The organism is Ensifer sp. YR511, from assembly GCF_900103045.1.
Lineage (GTDB): Bacteria > Pseudomonadota > Alphaproteobacteria > Rhizobiales > Rhizobiaceae > Ensifer > Ensifer adhaerens.
This window is the reverse complement of record NZ_FNGR01000013.1, coordinates 151,765-169,589: the sequence shown is the minus strand read 5'-3', so window position 1 is coordinate 169,589 and position 17,825 is coordinate 151,765. Positions and strand designations below refer to the sequence as shown.

The 17,825-nt window shown below is 63.8% G+C and carries 17 protein-coding genes; 9 read left to right on the top strand and 8 right to left on the bottom strand.

Annotation, left to right across the window (positions count from 1 at the left end):
• Complete coding sequence (locus tag BLU15_RS21970; protein WP_034787207.1) at positions 1 to 516, top strand: DUF995 domain-containing protein; 516 nt, start codon at positions 1 to 3, stop codon at positions 514 to 516.
• 23 nt (positions 517 to 539) lie between these two features.
• Positions 540 to 1,496: a glycoside hydrolase family 26 protein gene (locus BLU15_RS21965; RefSeq protein ID WP_060517455.1), complete on the top strand. Its 957-nt coding sequence runs from the start codon at positions 540 to 542 to the stop codon at positions 1,494 to 1,496.
• 158 nt (positions 1,497 to 1,654) lie between these two features.
• Here the strand turns inward: BLU15_RS21965 and hppD are convergent, their stop codons facing one another.
• Positions 1,655 to 2,767 (bottom strand): 4-hydroxyphenylpyruvate dioxygenase, encoded by a 1,113-nt coding sequence (gene hppD / locus BLU15_RS21960; RefSeq protein WP_090298053.1) that lies wholly within the window; start codon positions 2,765 to 2,767, stop codon positions 1,655 to 1,657.
• A 131-nt stretch (positions 2,768 to 2,898) separates the two neighbouring features.
• Between hppD and BLU15_RS21955 the strand changes: the two genes are divergently transcribed.
• A complete protein-coding gene (locus tag BLU15_RS21955) occupies positions 2,899 to 3,378 on the top strand; it encodes an Lrp/AsnC family transcriptional regulator (RefSeq protein ID WP_034787199.1) in 480 nt (159 codons plus the stop codon).
• 4 nt (positions 3,379 to 3,382) lie between these two features.
• Here the strand turns inward: BLU15_RS21955 and BLU15_RS21950 are convergent, their stop codons facing one another.
• Entirely contained in the window at positions 3,383 to 3,847 is a 465-nt protein-coding gene (locus BLU15_RS21950) for a MarR family winged helix-turn-helix transcriptional regulator (protein ID WP_060604581.1), read from the bottom strand.
• Positions 3,848 to 4,023: 176 nt separating this feature from the next.
• Between BLU15_RS21950 and hmgA the strand changes: the two genes are divergently transcribed.
• From hmgA to purU, 5 genes are all read left to right on the top strand, one after another.
• Positions 4,024 to 5,391, top strand: a complete 1,368-nt coding sequence (hmgA, locus tag BLU15_RS21945) for a homogentisate 1,2-dioxygenase (protein WP_090298050.1) — start codon at positions 4,024 to 4,026, stop codon at positions 5,389 to 5,391.
• Complete coding sequence (locus BLU15_RS21940; protein ID WP_090298113.1) at positions 5,388 to 6,257, top strand: MBL fold metallo-hydrolase; 870 nt, start codon at positions 5,388 to 5,390, stop codon at positions 6,255 to 6,257. The genes hmgA and BLU15_RS21940 overlap by 4 nt, the downstream gene beginning before the upstream one ends.
• A 69-nt stretch (positions 6,258 to 6,326) precedes the next feature.
• Entirely contained in the window at positions 6,327 to 7,352 is a 1,026-nt protein-coding gene (locus tag BLU15_RS21935) for a fumarylacetoacetate hydrolase family protein (protein ID WP_060581238.1), read from the top strand.
• A gap of 20 nt (positions 7,353 to 7,372) precedes the next feature.
• Positions 7,373 to 8,011: a maleylacetoacetate isomerase gene (gene maiA / locus BLU15_RS21930; RefSeq protein ID WP_090298046.1), complete on the top strand. Its 639-nt coding sequence runs from the start codon at positions 7,373 to 7,375 to the stop codon at positions 8,009 to 8,011.
• Positions 8,012 to 8,209: 198 nt separating this feature from the next.
• Complete coding sequence (gene purU, locus BLU15_RS21925) at positions 8,210 to 9,094, top strand: formyltetrahydrofolate deformylase (protein WP_034787183.1); 885 nt, start codon at positions 8,210 to 8,212, stop codon at positions 9,092 to 9,094.
• 99 nt (positions 9,095 to 9,193) lie between these two features.
• On the opposite strand, the gene BLU15_RS21920 is transcribed toward purU, so the two are convergent.
• The 6 genes from BLU15_RS21920 to BLU15_RS21895 form a co-directional block, all read right to left on the bottom strand.
• Positions 9,194 to 10,375 (bottom strand): acetyl-CoA C-acyltransferase, encoded by a 1,182-nt coding sequence (locus BLU15_RS21920; protein WP_090298043.1) that lies wholly within the window; start codon positions 10,373 to 10,375, stop codon positions 9,194 to 9,196.
• A gap of 135 nt (positions 10,376 to 10,510) precedes the next feature.
• Complete coding sequence (gene lpdA, locus BLU15_RS21915) at positions 10,511 to 11,905, bottom strand: dihydrolipoyl dehydrogenase (protein WP_090298039.1); 1,395 nt, start codon at positions 11,903 to 11,905, stop codon at positions 10,511 to 10,513.
• 7 nt (positions 11,906 to 11,912) lie between these two features.
• On the bottom strand, positions 11,913 to 13,211 hold the full coding sequence (locus tag BLU15_RS21910) for a dihydrolipoamide acetyltransferase family protein (RefSeq protein WP_034787169.1): 1,299 nt from the start codon (positions 13,209 to 13,211) through the stop codon (positions 11,913 to 11,915).
• Between the two features lies 1 nt (position 13,212).
• Complete coding sequence (locus BLU15_RS21905) at positions 13,213 to 14,226, bottom strand: alpha-ketoacid dehydrogenase subunit beta (RefSeq protein ID WP_034787163.1); 1,014 nt, start codon at positions 14,224 to 14,226, stop codon at positions 13,213 to 13,215.
• 1 nt (position 14,227) lies between these two features.
• Positions 14,228 to 15,460: a 3-methyl-2-oxobutanoate dehydrogenase (2-methylpropanoyl-transferring) subunit alpha gene (locus tag BLU15_RS21900; protein WP_034787158.1), complete on the bottom strand. Its 1,233-nt coding sequence runs from the start codon at positions 15,458 to 15,460 to the stop codon at positions 14,228 to 14,230.
• A gap of 420 nt (positions 15,461 to 15,880) precedes the next feature.
• Entirely contained in the window at positions 15,881 to 17,212 is a 1,332-nt protein-coding gene (locus BLU15_RS21895; RefSeq protein ID WP_090298036.1) for an NAD(P)/FAD-dependent oxidoreductase, read from the bottom strand.
• A gap of 185 nt (positions 17,213 to 17,397) precedes the next feature.
• Between BLU15_RS21895 and BLU15_RS21890 the strand changes: the two genes are divergently transcribed.
• Positions 17,398 to 17,799, top strand: coding sequence for a winged helix-turn-helix domain-containing protein (locus BLU15_RS21890; RefSeq protein WP_090298110.1), 402 nt, complete (start codon positions 17,398 to 17,400; stop codon positions 17,797 to 17,799).
• Positions 17,800 to 17,825: the final 26 nt, after the last annotated feature.

Genomic DNA, 17,825 nt, shown 5'->3' with positions numbered 1-17,825 from the left:
ATGAAAGGGTCGTTGAAAGTCATAGCTCTCCCGCTGCTGGTGCCTTTGGCAGCGGCCGCGGTCTATTTCGGCGCCGAGCCGGTCAAGGCGAAGATGGAAGTCAAGCCAAAGCCGCTCAGCGCCTATGAGGTCTACTCGCTCTACCGCAACAAGACCTGGGAGTGGTCGACAGGCGGTGCCCGGTTCGAAGCCCACGGGCGCAAGCTCGTGGCGTTCGTCGACAAGGGCAAGGGCGATCGTTCCTTTGCCGAAGGCAACTGGTACGTCAGCGACCTCGGCATGATGTGCATGCAGGCCACCTGGACGACCTCGGCCAATGCCGGCAATGCCCGGAGCTGCTTCGGTCACGCCCGGATCGGCGACACGGTCTATCAACGCAAGGTGCCCAACGGGAAGTGGTACGTCTTCAGCCATGCCAAGCCCCGCGCCGGTGACGAGTACAAACGTTTTGTTGCCCACGACAACATCACGGCCAAGGCACTCCGGCTGAAGGAACAGTTCCTGGCCAAGAAATAGACGTTCTGCTGCAGGAGGATGAAATGAAACGCAAATTGGCATTCGCGCTATGCACGGCTCTGGCTCTCCAGCTGGATCTCAGTGCAAGCTTGGTATCCGCGTTGGCGCAGGAGAAAGCCAATCCTGCGACCAGTGCAGAACAGACGATGAGCGATAAACGTCCGGTCATTCACCCGGGCGGAACAAAGTTCGGTGCCTATGATCCGCATGGCGATTTCGGCGCCCAGAGCGATGTCTCGACCGAGGCCCTGTTCCTGCCTTGGGAAGACGTGGACCTCGCTTCCTTGCAGGTCGCCGACGAGTACGCGCTCCAGCGCAATCGCAACCTGCTGATCACCATCGAGCCCTGGTCCTGGTCGCTGGACTGGAAACTGACGCCGACGCAGCTTCGCGACCGCATGCTCAGAGGTGAGTATGACGCCAACATGGAAGCAATCGCCAACACGATTGCCGGGCTGAAGAGCCCAGTCATCGTGCGCTGGGGCCAGGAAATGGAAGATACGTCCGGGCGTTTCTCCTGGGCCGGCTGGGAGCCCCAGGACTGGATCAAGGCCTACCGGCACGCGATGGACATCGTGCGGGCGAAAGCGCCAAAAGCGCAGATCATGTGGTCGCCCAAGGGGCTGCCGAACCTGGTCGATTACTATCCGGGCGATGACTACGTCGATCTCGTCGGCCTCTCGGTCTTCGGGCTCGAACCGTTTGACAAGATCGAATACGGCGCGCCGAAGACCTTCACCGAGGCACTGAAACCCGGCTACGACCTGGTCGCCAAATACAACAAGCCGATCTGGGTGGCCGAGCTCGGATGGGAAGGCAGCCAGGCCTATATGCAGCCCTGGATGAACGCCGCGACGCAAGCGGATTCGCAGTTCCCCAATCTCGCCGAGGTCGTCTACTTCAACGACCGCGACGTCATCGATTGGCCGCACGACCTTGGTCGGCCAAACTGGCGGGTGGTCAACGACGCCACGAACTGAGGCTCTCGCCGATGCGTGCCCCTCTTGGGGCACGTTGGGGTGTACACTGGGCGCGGCTGGCTCGCAGGCGCCTCAGGTCTCCAAAGTAAAAAGCCCCTCGCTTGAGGCGAGAGGCTGATTTGATTGGGCGGTGCCGTCCGGCCGATGCCGGACCTGACTTACTCGGCCGCCTGCGGACCCAGTTCGCCGCGACGGATCTGGTCGGCTTCGATCGACTCGAACAGAGCGCGGAAGTTGCCCTCGCCGAAACCCTCGTCGCCCTTGCGCTGGATGAATTCGAAGAAGATCGGGCCGATTACGGTTTTCGAGAAGATCTGCAAGAGGATCTTTGTCATGCCACCGTTCACGACACCTTCGCCGTCGATGAGGATGCCGTGCTTCTTCATCCGCTCGATCGGCTCATCATGGCCGTGCACACGGTCGTGAGACATGTCGTAGTAGGTCTCCGGCGGGCCCGGCATGAACTTCAGGCCATTGTCCGACAGCTTGTCGGTGGCATCGTAGATGCCTTCGGTGCCGACGGCGATGTGCTGGATGCCTTCGCCCTTGTACTTGCGCAGATATTCCTCGATCTGGCTCGTATCGTCCTTGGACTCGTTCAAGGGGATACGGATCTTGCCGCAGGGCGAGGTGATCGCGCGACTGACGAGGCCGGTGATGCGGCCGTCGATGTCGAAGAAGTGGATCTGCGTGAAGTTGAACAGTTCGCGGTAGAAGGCCCACCACTTGTCCATATTGCCGCGATAGACGTTGTGGGTCAGGTGGTCGAGATAATAGAAGCCGACGCCCTCGGGCTTCGGATTGCGCTCCCCGGTCCACTCGAATTCGGCCTCGTAGGCCGAGCCCTTGGCACCGTAAGTCTCGACGAAATAGAGCAGCGAACCGCCGATGCCGACGATCGCCGGGACATCGAGACACTTGTCCTTGCCTTCGTAAGGGATGGCGCCCTTCGAGACTGCATGCTCGAAGGCGTGCTTGGCATCGACGACGCGCCAGGCCATCGACGGGGCGCAGGGGCCGTGTTCGTCGACGAAGCGCATGGCGTGCGAGCCACGCTCGGCGTTCAGGATGTAATTGATGTCGCCCTGGCGCCAGACGGTGATGTTCTTGCTTCTGTGTTTGGCGACCGGGCTGTAGCCCATGCGAGTAAAGAGCTCGGCCAGCTTTTCCGGTTCCGGATGGGCGAATTCGACGAACTCGAAGCCGTCGGTGCCGGCGGGATTGTCAGCGGTAATCGTTGCCGGCGGGGCGTCATGCGGGAAGGGGCCCATCGGAAGTCTCCTCTTATTCTTCCAAACTTTGCTGGAGTATGACGCAATTCCCATGCATGATGCTTGTATTCTTGCGCGGTTTAGACAGAATGGCGCACGAAACATGCAAAATTGCGTATTAGGATGCACGAATGGAGCAGCTTGACGGGTTCGATCTCAAGATCCTCAGCGAATTGCAGCGTGACGGGCATCTGACCAACAACGAACTGTCGGAACGCATCGCGCTTTCGCCGTCGCAATGTTCGCGCCGGCGCACCCGGCTTGAAGCGGAAGGCTACATCACCGGCTACCAGGCACAGATCGACCGGCAGAAGCTCGGCCTCGATCTGATGGTGGTGATCTCGGTCACGCTCGCTACCCACAATCGCGACAATGCCAAGCGCTTCGGCAAGCTCATTTCCGGCCTGCCGGAGGTGCTGGAGGCCTATGCGCTCACCGGCGAGATGGACTACCACATGCGGGTGGTGACGCCAGATCTTGCGGGGCTGTCGCGCTTCGTCAACGACGTGCTTCTGCCGCACGACAGCGTGCAGCATGTGAAGACGTCGATCGTGCTTGAAACCTTGAAGAGCTTCGAGGGCGTGCCGATCCCCGAGCGGATGAAGGGCTGAAGCCTCAGGCAGAGGGCGGAGGGTCGAACCTGCCGATAGCGCGTTCCACTGCTTCCAGCCCGACGGCGAGCGCCTGTATCCCGGCCGGCCCGATCAGCGTGTCGAGTTCCGCCTGATAGCGGACGGCAAGCTCCGTCAATTCGCCATAGGCCCGGATGCCGGTCTTCGTCAGTTCCAGATGTTCGATGCGGCGGTCGTTTTCGTCTTCGCGCCGCGTCAGCCAGCGGCGTTTTTCGAGCAAGGCGACGGCGCGGCTGACCTTGGTCTTGTGCATGGCCGAGTGCGCGCCGACTTCGGTGGCCGTCATCGGGCGGCTTGTGCTGCCGAGGGCGGCCAGAGTGCGCCATTCCGGGCGCGTGAGCTGGTAGCGCGCCTTGTACTGGGCGGCAAAGCGCAGCGCGACGAATTCCGCGGCGCGGTTCAGCCGATAGGGCAGGAAGGCATTGAGTTCGAAGCCATCGGCGGCCATCGGGCATCCTTGATAGTTACAAAATCGATAGTTACGATTGCAACTAATATGCCGAAGGCGACGCCTGCGTCCACCCTGGGAAAAGGCCGTCGCCGCGGTATTTGGAATTGCGCCGGACCTGTGAACAGGTCGGTTCGCGAAGCCGAAGCAGGGTGCCATGAGGAGGAGGATCGACGATGCTGGACAAGGCAGGAAAACAGGCCGGGACACTGGCTAAGGCCAACGAAGCGCTTGGCTACATGCCCGGCTTCGGCAATGATTTCGAGACCGAGAGCCTGCCGGGCGCCCTGCCGCAAGGGCAGAACAGCCCGCAGAAATGTGCCTATGGCCTCTATGCCGAGCAGCTTTCGGGCTCCCCCTTTACCGCGCCGCGCGGCACCAACGAGCGGTCCTGGCTTTATCGCATCCGCCCGAGCGTTCGCCACACCGGACGTTTCAACAAAATCGACTATCCGCACTGGAAGACGGCGCCGCATGTCGCCGAGCATTCTTTGGCGCTTGGCCAGTTGCGCTGGAATCCACTGCCGGAGCCGACGGAAAAGCTGAACTTCCTGCAGGGCATCCGCACGATTACGACGGCGGGCGATGCGCCGACGCATTCGGGCATGGCAGCGCATGCCTATGCCTTCAACGCCGACATGGTGGACGACTATTTCTTCAATGCCGACGGCGAGCTGCTGATCGTTCCGGAAATGGGCGCGATCCAGGTGTTCACCGAGCTCGGCAAGATGGACGTCGAACCCTCCGAGATCTGCATCGTGCCACGCGGCACCATGTTCAAGGTGACGCGACTTGGCGACGAGAAGGTTTGGCGCGGCTATGTCTGCGAAAACTACGGCGCCAAGTTCACGCTGCCGGATCGCGGTCCGATCGGCGCAAACTGCCTGGCTAATCCGCGCGATTTCAAGACGCCGGTCGCCGCCTTCGAGGAGAAGGAGACGCCCTGCCGCGTGCATGTGAAGTGGTGCGGCGGTTTCCACGTAACCGAGATCGGCCATTCGCCGCTCGACGTCATCGCCTGGCATGGCAACTACGCGCCCTACAAATACGACCTCAAGACCTATTCGCCCGTCGGCGCGATCCTCTTTGACCATCCGGATCCGTCGATCTTCACGGTGCTGACGGCGCCCTCGGGCGAAGAGGGCACGGCGAATATCGATTTCGTTATCTTCCCGCCGCGCTGGTTGGTGGCTGAACACACTTTCCGTCCGCCCTGGTACCACCGCAACATCATGAGCGAATTCATGGGGCTGATCTACGGTCGCTACGACGCAAAGGAAGAGGGCTTCGTGCCTGGCGGCATGAGCCTGCACAACATGATGCTGGCGCATGGGCCCGATGCGTCGGGCTACGACAAAGCGACGAATAGCGAGTTGAAACCGGTGAAGCTCGACCATACGATGGCCTTCATGTTCGAGACCCGCTTCCCGCAGCAACTGACCCGCTACGCCGCCGAACTGGAGACGTTGCAGGACAACTACATCGACTGCTGGACGGATCTCAAGAAGCGGTTCAACGGGACGCCGGAAGGCGATTGGTCTTGAGTTCACGCCTGGTTTTGCTCGGCAGCAAGGGCGGTCCGGCGATCCGGCCGGGCGGCCCGTGGCCGACGTCGTCTCTGCTTCAAATCGGCGGCCGGACGGTTGTCGTCGATTGCGGCCTTGGCGTCACGCGCGGACTGACCGATGCCGGTGTGGCGCTGAAGACGCTGGACCTGATCGTCATTACCCATCTGCATTCGGATCATGTGCTGGAACTCGGGCCGCTCATTCACACGGCCTGGACCGCGGGGTTGTCGCAGCCGGTAGGCGTCTACGGGCCCACAGGCACTCGCGCCTATTGGCAGGGCTTCCTGCAATCGATGGCCTTCGATATCGAGATTCGTATCGTCGATGAGGGCCGGCCCGACCTGCGGATGCTGGTCGAGGTCATCGAGTTTTCGGAAGGCGAGATCTTCTCCGAGAACGGCCTGACGCTCTCGGCGCTGCGCGTCGACCATCCGCCGGTGACCGATTGCTTTGCGCTTCGGTTCGACGATGCGGAAGGCTCGGTCGTGTTCTCGTCCGATACAGCCTATTTCCCGCTGCTTGCTGATTTCGCCAAAGGAGCTGACATCCTCGTGCATGAGGCGATGCTCGCCGAAGGCGTCGACCGGCTGGTGGCGCGCACCGGCAATGGCGCGCGGCTGAAGGAGCATCTGCTGGCGAGCCACAGTTTCGCCGAACAGGCGGCGGCGATCGCGGCGGCCGCCGGCGTCGGACGGCTGGTGCTGCATCACCTCATCCCCGCCGACGACCCCGAGATATCTGAGGCCCACTGGATTGCGGCGGCTCGCAAAAACTGGGCGGGCGCCTTGACGATCGCCACCGACGGCCTTGTTGTGAAGATTGCGGACGATTCGTCCGCGTAAAGAAATTCCGCGACGGCCGCGAAGCGGTCTTCGGTCTGGAACAATGAGAAGTTTGAGAGGGAGGACTGCATGAAACTGGCGACACTCAAGGACAGTACGCGCGACGGAAAGCTCGTGGTCGTCTCCCGCGATCTTACCCGCTGCTCGGAGGTCGGGCACATCGCCCGCACGCTGCAGGCAGCGCTCGACGACTGGGCGCATGCGGGCCCTCGGCTTGCGCGCGTCGCCGAAGGGATCGAGACCGGTTCGCAGCCGACGATCCGCTTCCATGAACATGATGCGCTGTCGCCGTTGCCGCGCGCTTACCAATGGGCCGACGGCTCGGCCTACGTCAATCACGTCGAGCTGGTGCGCAAGGCCCGCAATGCCGAGATGCCTTCAAGCTTCTGGACCGATCCCTTGATGTACCAGGGCGGCTCCGACAGCTTCATCGCGCCGCGCGATCCGATCCCGCTTGCCGACGAGACCTTTGGCGTCGACATGGAGGGCGAGGTCGCCGTCATCGTCGACGACGTGCCGATGGGTGCGACCATCGACGAGGCACGGGCGGCGATCCAGCTCGTCATGCTCGTCAACGACGTGTCGCTGCGCGGGTTGATCCCGGCCGAGCTTGCCAAGGGTTTTGGTTTCTTCCAGTCAAAGCCGTCGTCGGCCTTTTCGCCGGTTGCCGTTTCGCCGGATGAACTGGGCGACGCCTGGGACGGCGGCAAGCTGCACCTGCCGCTCCAAGTCGACCTCAACGGCAAACCCTTCGGCCGCGCCAATGCCGGCATCGACATGACCTTCGATTTTGCGCAGCTGGTCGCGCATGCGGCCAAGACCCGGCCGCTTTCCGCCGGCACGATCATCGGTTCGGGCACCGTTTCCAACAAGCTCGACGGCGGACCGGGCAAGCCTGTTGCGGAAGGCGGTGCCGGCTATTCCTGCATCGCTGAACTCCGGATGATCGAGACGATCGCCGGCGGTGCGCCGAAAACCCAGTTCCTGAGGGTCGGCGACGTCGTGCGCATCGAGATGAAGGACAAAACCGGTCATTCCATCTTCGGAGCTATCGAACAGACCGTCGAAGCTTACAACACAGTCGGAAACGGCTGACTGACACCAACGGGCAAGGCATGAGCGAGACCGTCCTTTACGACTACTGGCGTTCGTCGGCGAGCTATCGGGTGCGCATCGCGCTCAACAGCCTCGGTGAACGCTATCGTTCTGTGCCGGTCGACCTGCTTGCCAAGGCACACAAGGCGCCGGACCATCTGGTCCGCAACCCGCAAGGGCTCGTGCCTGTCCTTGAGATCGATGGCGAGCGCTTCACGCAATCGCTCGCCATCATCGAGTACCTCGCCGAGACCCGGGCAACCTCCGGCTTCCTGCCGGATGACGCCATCGGTCGTCAGCGGGTGCGCAGCCTGTCCTATGCGATCGCCATGGACATCCACCCCGTCTGCAATCTCAGCGTCGTGTCCCACGTCATGGCCAATGCCGAGGACAGCGAGGCGGCGCGGCGCAACTGGATGCGCAAATTCATCGGCGAGGGGCTTGCCGCCTTCGAACGGTTGCTCGACCATTCCGCGACCGGGCGCTTCTGCCATGGCGACATGCCGACCATGGCGGATTTCTGCCTTGTGCCGCAGGTCTACAATGCCCGCCGATGGGACGTCGATCTTTCGGCCTGTCCGCGGCTGGTCGCGATCGACCAGAACTGCGCGGAGATCGAGGCTTTCGCCCGCGCGCACCCGGACCGCACGCCGCGCTGAGGGGCCACGCGGCTTCTCGCTTGATCCCTTCTCCTAGCACCTTCGGGCGCGCCCGCATCCTGCGGGCCGCCTTCTCTGGCCGGTTCCGTCAAGCGAATGTCGCGAATGGATCGACGGCGGCGAAAAGGCCGCGCTAGTTTTTGTATGACTGGCCGTATAAGGGGGGCCGGAAAAACCTCTGGAGCGAGAGACATACCGATGAAAAGCTATGTGCTGAACGTCAGCTGCAAGACCACCCGTGGCATCGTCGCCGCGATCACCGGCTATCTCGCCGAAAAGGGCTGTTATATCTCCGACAGTTCGCAGTTCGACGACCTCGAAACCGGCCTGTTCTTCATGCGTCTCAGCTTTATCAGCCAGGAAGGCGCAAAACTCGACGAGTTGAAGGCAGGTTTCGAAGCGGTGGTGAAGCGCTTCGACATGAACGCCGAGATCCGCGACAGCGAGGAGCGCATGAAGGTGCTGCTCATGGTGTCGCGTTTCGGCCATTGCCTCAACGACCTGCTCTATCGCTGGAAGATCGGCGCACTGCCGATCGACATCGTCGGTGTCGTCTCCAACCACTTCGACTACCAGAAGGTGGTGGTCAACCACGATATCCCGTTCCACTGCATCAAGGTGACGAAGGAGAACAAGCCGAAGGCGGAAGCCCAGCTGCTGGAACTGGTCGACCAGACCGGCGCCGAACTGATCGTGCTTGCCCGCTACATGCAGGTCCTGTCCGACGCGCTCTGCAAGAAGATGTCGGGCCGCATCATCAACATCCATCACTCCTTCCTGCCGTCGTTCAAGGGCGCCAACCCCTACAAGCAGGCCTATGAGCGCGGCGTGAAGCTGATCGGCGCGACGGCGCATTACGTCACCGCCGACCTCGACGAAGGTCCGATCATCGAGCAGGACATCGCCCGTATCACTCATGCCCAGAGTGCCGAAGACTATGTCTCGATCGGCCGTGACGTGGAAAGCCAGGTGCTGGCGCGCGCCGTGCACGCTCATATCCACAACCGTTGCTTCATCAACGGCAACCGTGTCGTCGTCTTCCCGCCGAGCCCGGGCTCCTATGCTTCCGAGCGTATGGGGTGAGGCGTCAGGCAAATCGCATGCTGAAAACGAGAAACGCCGCCGGTTCGACCGGCGGCGTTTCTCGTAGGTTGGAGCGCGAGGCGACCGGAACGCGCTACGCTATTGCAACAGCTCTAGCCCGACCGCCGTCGCCTCGCCGCCGCCGATGCAGAGCGAGGCGATGCCGCGCTTGACGCCGTTGGCGCGCATGGCGTGAAGCAATGTCACGATGATGCGGGCGCCGGATGCGCCGATCGGATGGCCGAGTGCGCAGGCGCCGCCGTTGATGTTGACGATCTCGTCCGACAGGCCGAGGTCGCGGATCGCCGCCATCGCCACCACGGCGAAGGCCTCGTTGATTTCGTAGAGGCCGACGCTGCCCTTCTCCCAGGCGAGCTTTGCCAGCAGCTTGTCGATTGCGCCAATCGGGGCGGTCGTGAACCAGGCCGGCTCCTGGGCGTGGCCCGCATGGCCCGCGACGATAGCAAGCGGGGTCAGCCCCCGCTTTTCCGCTTCGCTGGCGCGCATCAGGATCAGCGCCGCTGCCCCGTCTGATATCGACGACGAATTGGCGGCCGTCACGCTGCCGCCGTCGCGGAAGGCGGGTTTCAGCTTCGGGATCTTTGACGGATCCGATTTGGTCGGCTGTTCGTCGCGGTCGAGATTGGCGGTCTGGCGCTTGCCGGCGCCAGCGACTGACACGACTTCCTCGGCAAAGGAACCATCCTCAGCTGCGCGGGTTGCGCGCTCCAGAGATCGCAGCGCAAAGCCGTCCTGATCGGCGCGCGAGAACTGATAGTGCTCGGCCGTGTCCTCGGCATAGGTGCCCATCAGCCGGCCGGAATAGGCGTCTTCGAGGCCGTCGAGGAACATGTGGTCCTTGACTTCGCCATGACCCAGGCGGAAGCCGCCGCGCGCTTTCGGCAGCAGATAGGGCGCGTTGGTCATCGACTCCATGCCGCCGACCGCAAGCACCGACGCGCTACCGGACAGCAGAGCATCGTGGCCAAGCATCAACGCCTTCATGCCGGAGCCGCAGACCTTGGAGATGGTCGTCGACGGCGTTTCCTTGCCGAGGCCGGCGCCAAGGGCTGCCTGGCGCGCCGGGTTCTGGCCAATGCCGGCCGGCAGCACATTGCCCATCAACACCTCGTCGACAGCATCAAGGCCGGCACGATCGAGTGCGGCTTTGAGCGCTATGGCGCCGATTTCCGGCGCGGTCAAATCCTTGAGGCTGCCCTGAAAGGCGCCCATTGGTGTGCGGGCCGCCGAAACGATGACGATCGGGTCAGTTCTGCTCATGTCTTTCTCCCATACGGCAAAAGGCAATGGTTGGCGCGAGTGCGTGCCCCGCGTGTGTCCTTCTCCCCGCGTGGCGGGGAGAAGGTGGCCGGCAGGCCGGATGAGGGGCACTTTTGCCCCAACCGCCCCTCGACGTCAGATATGCAGCGCGTGCCCGAGCGCCTTCAACGCGGACTCCTGGAAAGCTTCCGATTGCGTCGGATGCGCATGGATCGTGCCGGCGATGTCTTCGAGGCGCGCGCCCATTTCGATCGCCAGGCTGAAGCTTGCCGAGAGTTCCGAGACGCCGTGGCCGACGGCCTGGATGCCGAGCACCAGGTGGTTGTCGGCGCGAGCGACGATGCGAACGAAACCGTCTTCGGCAAGCGTCGTCATGGCGCGGCCATTCGCCTGGAAGGGGAACTGGCCGATCTTGATCTCGATGCCGCTCGCACGCGCCTCGTCGGGCGACAGCCCTGCGGTGACGATCTCCGGATCGGTGAAGCAGACGGCCGGGATGCAGCGCTTGTCCCAGCTGCGCTTGTGACCGGCGACGATCTCCGCCACCATTTCCCCCTGCGCCATGGCGCGGTGCGCCAGCATCGGCTCGCCGGTGACGTCGCCGATCGCATAGATGCCGCGCATGGACGTCCGGCACTGGTCGTCGATGCGGATGAAGCGGCCAGTGCGGTCGAGGTCGATTTCCTCAAGGCCGACGCCCTCGGTCACGGGTTTGCGGCCGACGGTGACCAGCACCTTTTCGGCGGCGACATCGATTGCGCGACCGTTGTGTTCGGCTTGCAGGCTGCCGGTTTCGGCGGAGTAGCTCTTGGCGACCGTCTGGGTGAAGACCTCGATGCCGAGTTCGCCGAGACGCTTGGCGATCGGTTTCGTCAGATCGGCGTCATAGAGCGGCAGAATGCGCGGCTGCGCTTCGAGTACGGTCACGTGGCTGCCGAGCTTGGCGAAAGCGGTGCCAAGTTCGAGACCGATGTAACCGCCGCCGATGACGGCGATGCTCTTCGGCACGCTTTTCAGCGACAGGGCCTCGGTCGAGGAAATGATCGACCCGCCGAAAGGCAGGTCGGGCAGCTCGACCGGCGCCGAGCCGGTGGCAATGACGATCGTCTCGGCGCGGATGCGCTGCAGTCCGATCTCGGTCTCGACATCGACGGTCTTGCCGTCGACGAAACGGGCGGTGCCGATCACCGCCTTGACACCCGCCTTCTTCAGAAGGCCGATGACGCCGCCGTTCAGCCGTCCGACGATGCCGTCTTTCCAGGCGATGGTGCGGGCAAGGTCGATTGTCGGGTTGGCGAGCGACAGACCGAGCGGGCTGCGGCCGGAAGCGGCCGAGCGCAGCTTATGAAACTCTTCCGCCGCGTGGATGAGGGCCTTGGAGGGAATACAGCCGACATTGAGGCAGGTGCCGCCGGCTTTCGCCTTTTCGACGATGACCGTGTCGATGCCGAGCTGGCCGGCGCGGATTGCGCAGATGTAGCCGCCGGGGCCGGCGCCGATGACGAGCAGCTTGCAGGAAATTTCCTTCATGATCGCCTCAGGCCTCCACGAAAATAAGCGCCGGCGTTTCGAGCAGGGTCTTCAGCCGCTGCACGAAGACGGCCGCATCCCAGCCGTCGATGACGCGGTGATCGAAGCTCGAGGACAGGTTCATGATCTTGCGCGGCACGAACTGCGTGCCATCCCAGACCGGGCGGACGGCGAGCTTGTTGACGCCGATGATCGCGACTTCCGGATGGTTGATGACCGGCGTGGAGACGATGCCGCCGAGCGCGCCGAGCGAAGAGATGGTGATGGTCGATCCGGTGAGCTCGTCGCGGGTGGCCGTGCCGGTGCGGGCAGCGTCCGCCAGGCGATTGAGCTCGTTGGCACAATCCCAGATGCCGCGGGCTTCGGCATGGCGCACGACCGGAACGGTGAGGCCGGCCGGGGTCTGCGTCGCGATGCCGATATGCACGCCGTGATGGCGGCTGATGATGCCGGCGCCGTCGTCGAAAGTGGCATTGACGGCGGGTTGATCGGCAATGGTGCGCACGAGCGCGCGCATCAGATAGGGCAGGATGGTCAGCTTCGGCTGGTCGGGTTTGCGGTCGCGGTTCATCGTCGTCCGCAGGTCCTCGAGCGCCGTCATGTCGACCTCTTCCACATAGGTGATGTGGGGAATGCGCGAGGTCGAAAGCGACATCTTCTCGGCGATGCGACGGCGAAGGCCGGTTACCTTGATCTCGTCGACGGCGGTCTTGCGCTGCAGGCCGGCCGGCGCAAGCGCCGGCTGGGCGCCGCGGGCGATGAACTGGTCGAGGTCATCATGGGTGATGCGGCCAGCCGGACCGGTGCCGGTCACCTGGCGCAGATCGACGCCGCTTTCCTTGGCGCGCAGGCGCACCGCCGGCGAGGCAAGGGCCTTCTCCAATCGTTCGCCAGCGGCATGTGCGCCGTTGGCGTGGACACCGTTCGTGGTCGGCGCCTTGACCTCGACCTTGGCGGGCTGGGCCGGCTTGGAGACCGGCGCGGGCGCCTCAGTCTTCACTGCGGGTTTTTCTTCCACCTTCGCGACAGGCTTCTCTTCCACGGGAGCAGCCGTTTCGCCTTCGCCTGATATTTCGATGCGCACGAGCGGCGCCTTCACCGCAACGGTGTCGCCTACCTCGGCGCCGAGCCAGAGCACGGTGCCGGTGACGGGCGAGGGGATTTCGACGGTCGCCTTGTCGGTCATCACGGCGGCGAGCACCATGTCCTCGCGCACGGGGTCACCGGGCTTCACATGCCATTCGACGAGTTCAGCCTCGGCCACGCCTTCGCCGACATCGGGCATCTTGATTACGAATTCGCCCATGTCAGGCCTCCATCACTTCGACGAGCGCGCGTCCGACGCGCGCGGGGCCGGGGAAATAGTCCCATTCCTGCGCGTGCGGGTAGGGCGTGTCCCAGCCGGCGACGCGCACGACGGGCGCTTCGAGATGGTAGAAGCAGTGCTCCTGCACGAGGGCGGCAACTTCGCCGCCGAAGCCCGACGTCAGCGTCGCTTCGTGCACGACGACGCAGCGCCCGGTCTTTTCCACCGACTTGACGATCGTATCGAGGTCGAGCGGCAGCAGACTGCGCAGGTCGATCACCTCGGCGTCGATGCCGGTTTCCTCGGCAGCCGCGAGCGCCACGTGCACCATGGTGCCATAGGCGACGACGGTGACGGCGGAGCCCTCTCGGCGGACTTCCGCCTTGCCGATCGGAACGGTGTAGTGGCCTTCCGGCACCTCGCCGAGATCGTGTTTCGACCAGGGAATGACTGGCCGGTCATGATGGCCGTCGAAGGGGCCGTTGTAGAGCCGCTTCGGTTCCAGGAACATCACCGGATCCGGATCCTCGATCGAGGCGATCAGCAGGCCCTTGGCGTCGTAGGGATTGGAGGGCACGACGACTTTCAGGCCGCAGACATGGGTGAAAAGCGCTTCGGGGCTCTGACTATGAGTCTGGCCACCGAAGATGCCGCCGCCGGTCGGCATGCGCAGGACGATCGGGCAGGTGAAATCACCGTTGGAGCGGTAACGAATACGGGCCGCTTCCTGGGTGATCTGGTCGTAGGCCGGATACATATAGTCGGCGAACTGGATCTCGACGCAGGGCTTCAGCCCGTAGGCGGCCATGCCGATCGCCGTGCCGACGATGCCGCTTTCGCTGATCGGCGCGTCGAAACAGCGGGTCTTGCCGTATTTCGCCTGGAGGCCTTGCGTGCAACGGAAGACGCCACCGAAATAGCCGACGTCCTCGCCGAAGACGACGACATTGTCGTCGCGCTCCATGGAGACATCCATGGCGCTGCGCACGGCTTCGATCATTGTCATTCTGGCCATATCAGTATCCTGCCTTCTGCCGCTGGCGGCGAATGTGCGGCGGCATCTCGGCATAGACGCCCTCGAAGATATCGCGCACCGACGGCTTGCCGCCGGCATGCAGCGTGCCGTGGCCCTCGGCCTGTTTCTGGGCCTGGATCACTTCGTCGGTGATCTCGGCTTCCGCCTGCGCATGACGCTCTTCCGACCAGGCGCCGCGAAGGATGAGGTGCTTCTTCAATCTCAGGACCGGGTCGCCGAGCGGCCAGGCCTCGGATTCCGTCTTCGGGCGATAGGCGCTCGGATCGTCGGAGGTCGAATGGGCGCCGACGCGGTAGGTGACGTATTCGATCAGGGTCGGGCCGAGATTGCGCCTTGCACGCTCGGCCGCCCATTTGGCGACGGCGTAGACGGCGAGATAGTCGTTGCCGTCGACGCGCAGGGCCGGAATGCCGAAGCCGAGGCCGCGGGCGGCAAAGGTGCCGGAGCCGCCACGGGCAATGCCCTGGAAGGTCGAGATCGCCCACTGATTGTTGACGATGTTGAGGATAACCGGTGCCTTGTAGGTGGAGGCAAAGACGAGCGCCGAGTGGAAGTCCGATTCCGCCGTCGAGCCGTCGCCGATCCAGGCGGCTGCGATCTTGGTGTCGCGCTTGATGGCCGACGCCATCGCCCAGCCGACCGCCTGTACATATTGGGTGGCGAGGTTGCCGGAGATGGTGAAGAAGCCATGCTCCTTGGAGGAATACATGATCGGCAGCTGCCGGCCGCGCAGAGGGTCGCTCTCGTTCGAGAAGATCTGGTTCATCATCTCGACCATGGGATAGCCGTCGGCGATCAGAAGACCGGCCTGTCGATAGGTCGGGAAGTTCATGTCGCCCTTCACCAACGCCTTGCGGAAGGCGCAACTGACGGCCTCTTCGCCCAGATGCTGCATGTAGAAGGAGGTCTTGCCCTGGCGCTGCGCCATGACCATGCGCGCATCGAAGGCGCGCAGCAGCATCATGTGCCTGAGGCCGGAGAGCAACTCGTCATCCGAAAGCAGCCCGGCCCAGGGACCAACCGCTTCGCCGTCGCGGTTCAAGACGCGGATGATCGAATAGGCGAGGTCGCGCATCTCTTCCGGCGCGACGTCCACCTCCGGGCGCGGCACGGAGCCGGCCTTCGGGATCTTGACGTTGGAGAAATCCGGCTGGCCGCCGGGCCGAACGGCGGGTTCGGGGACATGCAGGCTAAGTCGATCGAGATCGCTCATGCGGTTTCCGGCCTCCTCCGGAGTGCGCAGTGCACCAAATCAAGATCGGTTCCAGTCGAACCGCTCTTCATTTCTGTTCTCACGCATTTCCGGACGCAAAGGCGCTAGCACCCTCGCTGGAAATGCTCTGGGACGGGATAACGATGGGCCTGAGGTGTACGAGGACGTGCAATGTGACCGGCAAGGCTCCTCCGCCCAAGGTCTGCACAGACTCCTCCTAAAAGCCCCCGCTCTCCCGACGGGAATGCTCACAGACTGCCACGAGTTCCGGGGCTTATGAAGGTCTTTCCGTGTTGCGGGGCAGGGGCAGGCGAAGAAAGATAGAATCCTGCCGGGAGTGCGCCCACGCGTTGTGTCGTTCACCTTCTTGCCGGTCGTTGCCGGTAATTTTCTTTCGCGGCGATCCGTCGGCGGTAGCGCTCAGACCGGCGGGGCGATGGTGATCGGCGTTCCATCGAGGAAGCGCGAGAGCCGGAATGGCGTCGGATCGACGATCGGTTTCTCGCCGGTTACGAGGTCGGCGACGAGGTGTCCGGCGCCAGGCCCGATGCCAAAACCGTGGCCGGAAAAACCCGTCGCGACAATGAGGCCCGGAACGGTTTCGGCGGGTGAGATGACGGGGACGGCATCGGGCATCACATCGATCAGTCCTCCCCATATCTGTTGCACCTTGGTTTTGCGCAGGAATGGCAAGGCCCTGCCGGCGGCGTCGAGGGCCCGGAGGGCGCGCCGCGAATCCGGATTGGGATCGAGCACGCGGTGGCGCTCGAAGGCGCCGGGCCGGTCGAGCGGGACGGTGCCGATCTCGAACAATTCGTTCCAGCTCTGGGCGTTGATGCCCACCTGCACGGCATCGCCCTCCGCCTTTCGCGCCGGCTGGAAATCCCGGAAGAATGCGAAGCTGTCGGGCACGACCGCGTGCAGGTTGGCGGCACCGTCGGCAATCGTGTAACCGCCATCGAGGCGCTTGCGATAGGCATAGGTCGCGGTTGCGCCGGCCCCTTCCGGACCGCCGGAGACCGGCCCGGTTCTCAACACCGTATTCCGCACCTTCAGCTGCGGCAGCCGGATGCCGAGGCTTTTGAGAAAGAGCCTGGACCAGGCGCCGCCGGCGACGATGACGGTCGACGTCTCGATGCGGCCTCTCTCGGTGACGACGGCGGAGATCCGGCCCGCTGCCTTTTCGACCCCGCGCACGGCGCAGCCCGTCAGGATACGGGCACCGGCGCGGCGTGCACCGGCGACAATCGCGGGCACCGCCTTCTGCGGTTCTGCCCGGCCGTCGCTCGGCGTGAAGAGCCCGCCTTGGTAGCGGATGGCGGCGCCCGGCATCATCGCCTCTGTCGTGTCGGAGCTGAGTTGCACGCTGTCGACGCCGTAGGGTCGGGCCATGGCGAGCCATGCGTCGCGATTGGCGATGTCGCGCTCATTCTCGGAGACATAGAGAATGCCGCTGCGGCGAAAGCCGGTCTCGCCACTGATGCGCGCGTCGAGCGTGTCCCAGATCTTCAGCGCCTCGATCGCCAGCGGGATTTCGCGCTCGTCACGGCCCATCACCCGAACCCAGCCCCAGTTGCGGCTCGATTGCTCGGCGCCGGGCGTGCCCTTCTCGCAGAGCACGACGTCGATACCGCGTTCGGCAAGGAAGAGGGCGGTGCTGACGCCGATGATGCCGCCGCCGACGATGACGACGTCGGCCCTGGCGGGCAGGGTGGTGTCTGTGGCGATCGGATCGAGCGTGGGACCGGGCATGGGGAGGGCACTTTCGGGCAGGAGGTGTCGCGGCCATCGGTGCATGCCGCCGCCGCGAGATCAAGACCTGCAATCTGGCCGTCGTCGGCCGGCGCTCGGTTGCTGGCAATCTTTTATCGCCAACCCGTCCGGTTCGCCGCGAGACGGTCTTTCGGAATTTTGCGCGTGCTTCTATGCTCGCGCGCATGAGTGAGAGCCGCCCCGATCTTCGCCCCGTCCTGCGCATCGATTTTCCGCCCGCCGACCGGCTCGGCCGCGGCAAGATCCTCTTGCTCGAACTGATCCGCGAGACCGGCTCCATCTCCGCCGCCGGCCGGGCGATGGACATGTCGTACCGCCGCGCCTGGCTGCTGGTCGATGCCCTGAACCGGATGTTCAGCGAGCCTTCGGTAGAATCGCAGCGCGGCGGCAAGCAGGGTGGCGGAGCCCTGGTGACGCCGTTCGGCGAAGAGCTTATCCGGCGCTACCGCGAGATGGAGGAGAAGGCGCGCCTTGCGATCGGCGAGGATCTGGCCTGGCTCGAATCCGTTCGGAGCAGCGATACACGAGCGTCCGATACGGCCGAGGCTGTTTCCCAAAAGGCCTAATGCATGTCGCGCAAAAGCGTGCAGCG

Excerpts from the sequence above, each read along its gene's own strand:
- BLU15_RS21970 (WP_034787207.1), top strand. The coding sequence starts at position 1 with ATGAAAGGGTCGTTGAAAGTCATAGCTCTCCCGCTGCTGGTGCCTTTG.
- BLU15_RS21965 (WP_060517455.1), top strand. The coding sequence starts at position 540 with ATGAAACGCAAATTGGCATTCGCGCTATGCACGGCTCTGGCTCTCCAG.
- hppD (WP_090298053.1), bottom strand. The coding sequence starts at position 2,767 with ATGGGCCCCTTCCCGCATGACGCCCCGCCGGCAACGATTACCGCTGAC.
- BLU15_RS21955 (WP_034787199.1), top strand. The coding sequence starts at position 2,899 with ATGGAGCAGCTTGACGGGTTCGATCTCAAGATCCTCAGCGAATTGCAG.
- BLU15_RS21950 (WP_060604581.1), bottom strand. The coding sequence starts at position 3,847 with ATGGCCGCCGATGGCTTCGAACTCAATGCCTTCCTGCCCTATCGGCTG.
- hmgA (WP_090298050.1), top strand. The coding sequence starts at position 4,024 with ATGCTGGACAAGGCAGGAAAACAGGCCGGGACACTGGCTAAGGCCAAC.
- BLU15_RS21935 (WP_060581238.1), top strand. The coding sequence starts at position 6,327 with ATGAAACTGGCGACACTCAAGGACAGTACGCGCGACGGAAAGCTCGTG.
- maiA (WP_090298046.1), top strand. The coding sequence starts at position 7,373 with ATGAGCGAGACCGTCCTTTACGACTACTGGCGTTCGTCGGCGAGCTAT.
- purU (WP_034787183.1), top strand. The coding sequence starts at position 8,210 with ATGAAAAGCTATGTGCTGAACGTCAGCTGCAAGACCACCCGTGGCATC.
- BLU15_RS21920 (WP_090298043.1), bottom strand. The coding sequence starts at position 10,375 with ATGAGCAGAACTGACCCGATCGTCATCGTTTCGGCGGCCCGCACACCA.
- lpdA (WP_090298039.1), bottom strand. The coding sequence starts at position 11,905 with ATGAAGGAAATTTCCTGCAAGCTGCTCGTCATCGGCGCCGGCCCCGGC.
- BLU15_RS21910 (WP_034787169.1), bottom strand. The coding sequence starts at position 13,211 with ATGGGCGAATTCGTAATCAAGATGCCCGATGTCGGCGAAGGCGTGGCC.
- BLU15_RS21905 (WP_034787163.1), bottom strand. The coding sequence starts at position 14,226 with ATGGCCAGAATGACAATGATCGAAGCCGTGCGCAGCGCCATGGATGTC.
- BLU15_RS21900 (WP_034787158.1), bottom strand. The coding sequence starts at position 15,460 with ATGAGCGATCTCGATCGACTTAGCCTGCATGTCCCCGAACCCGCCGTT.
- BLU15_RS21895 (WP_090298036.1), bottom strand. The coding sequence starts at position 17,212 with ATGCCCGGTCCCACGCTCGATCCGATCGCCACAGACACCACCCTGCCC.
- BLU15_RS21890 (WP_090298110.1), top strand. The coding sequence starts at position 17,398 with ATGAGTGAGAGCCGCCCCGATCTTCGCCCCGTCCTGCGCATCGATTTT.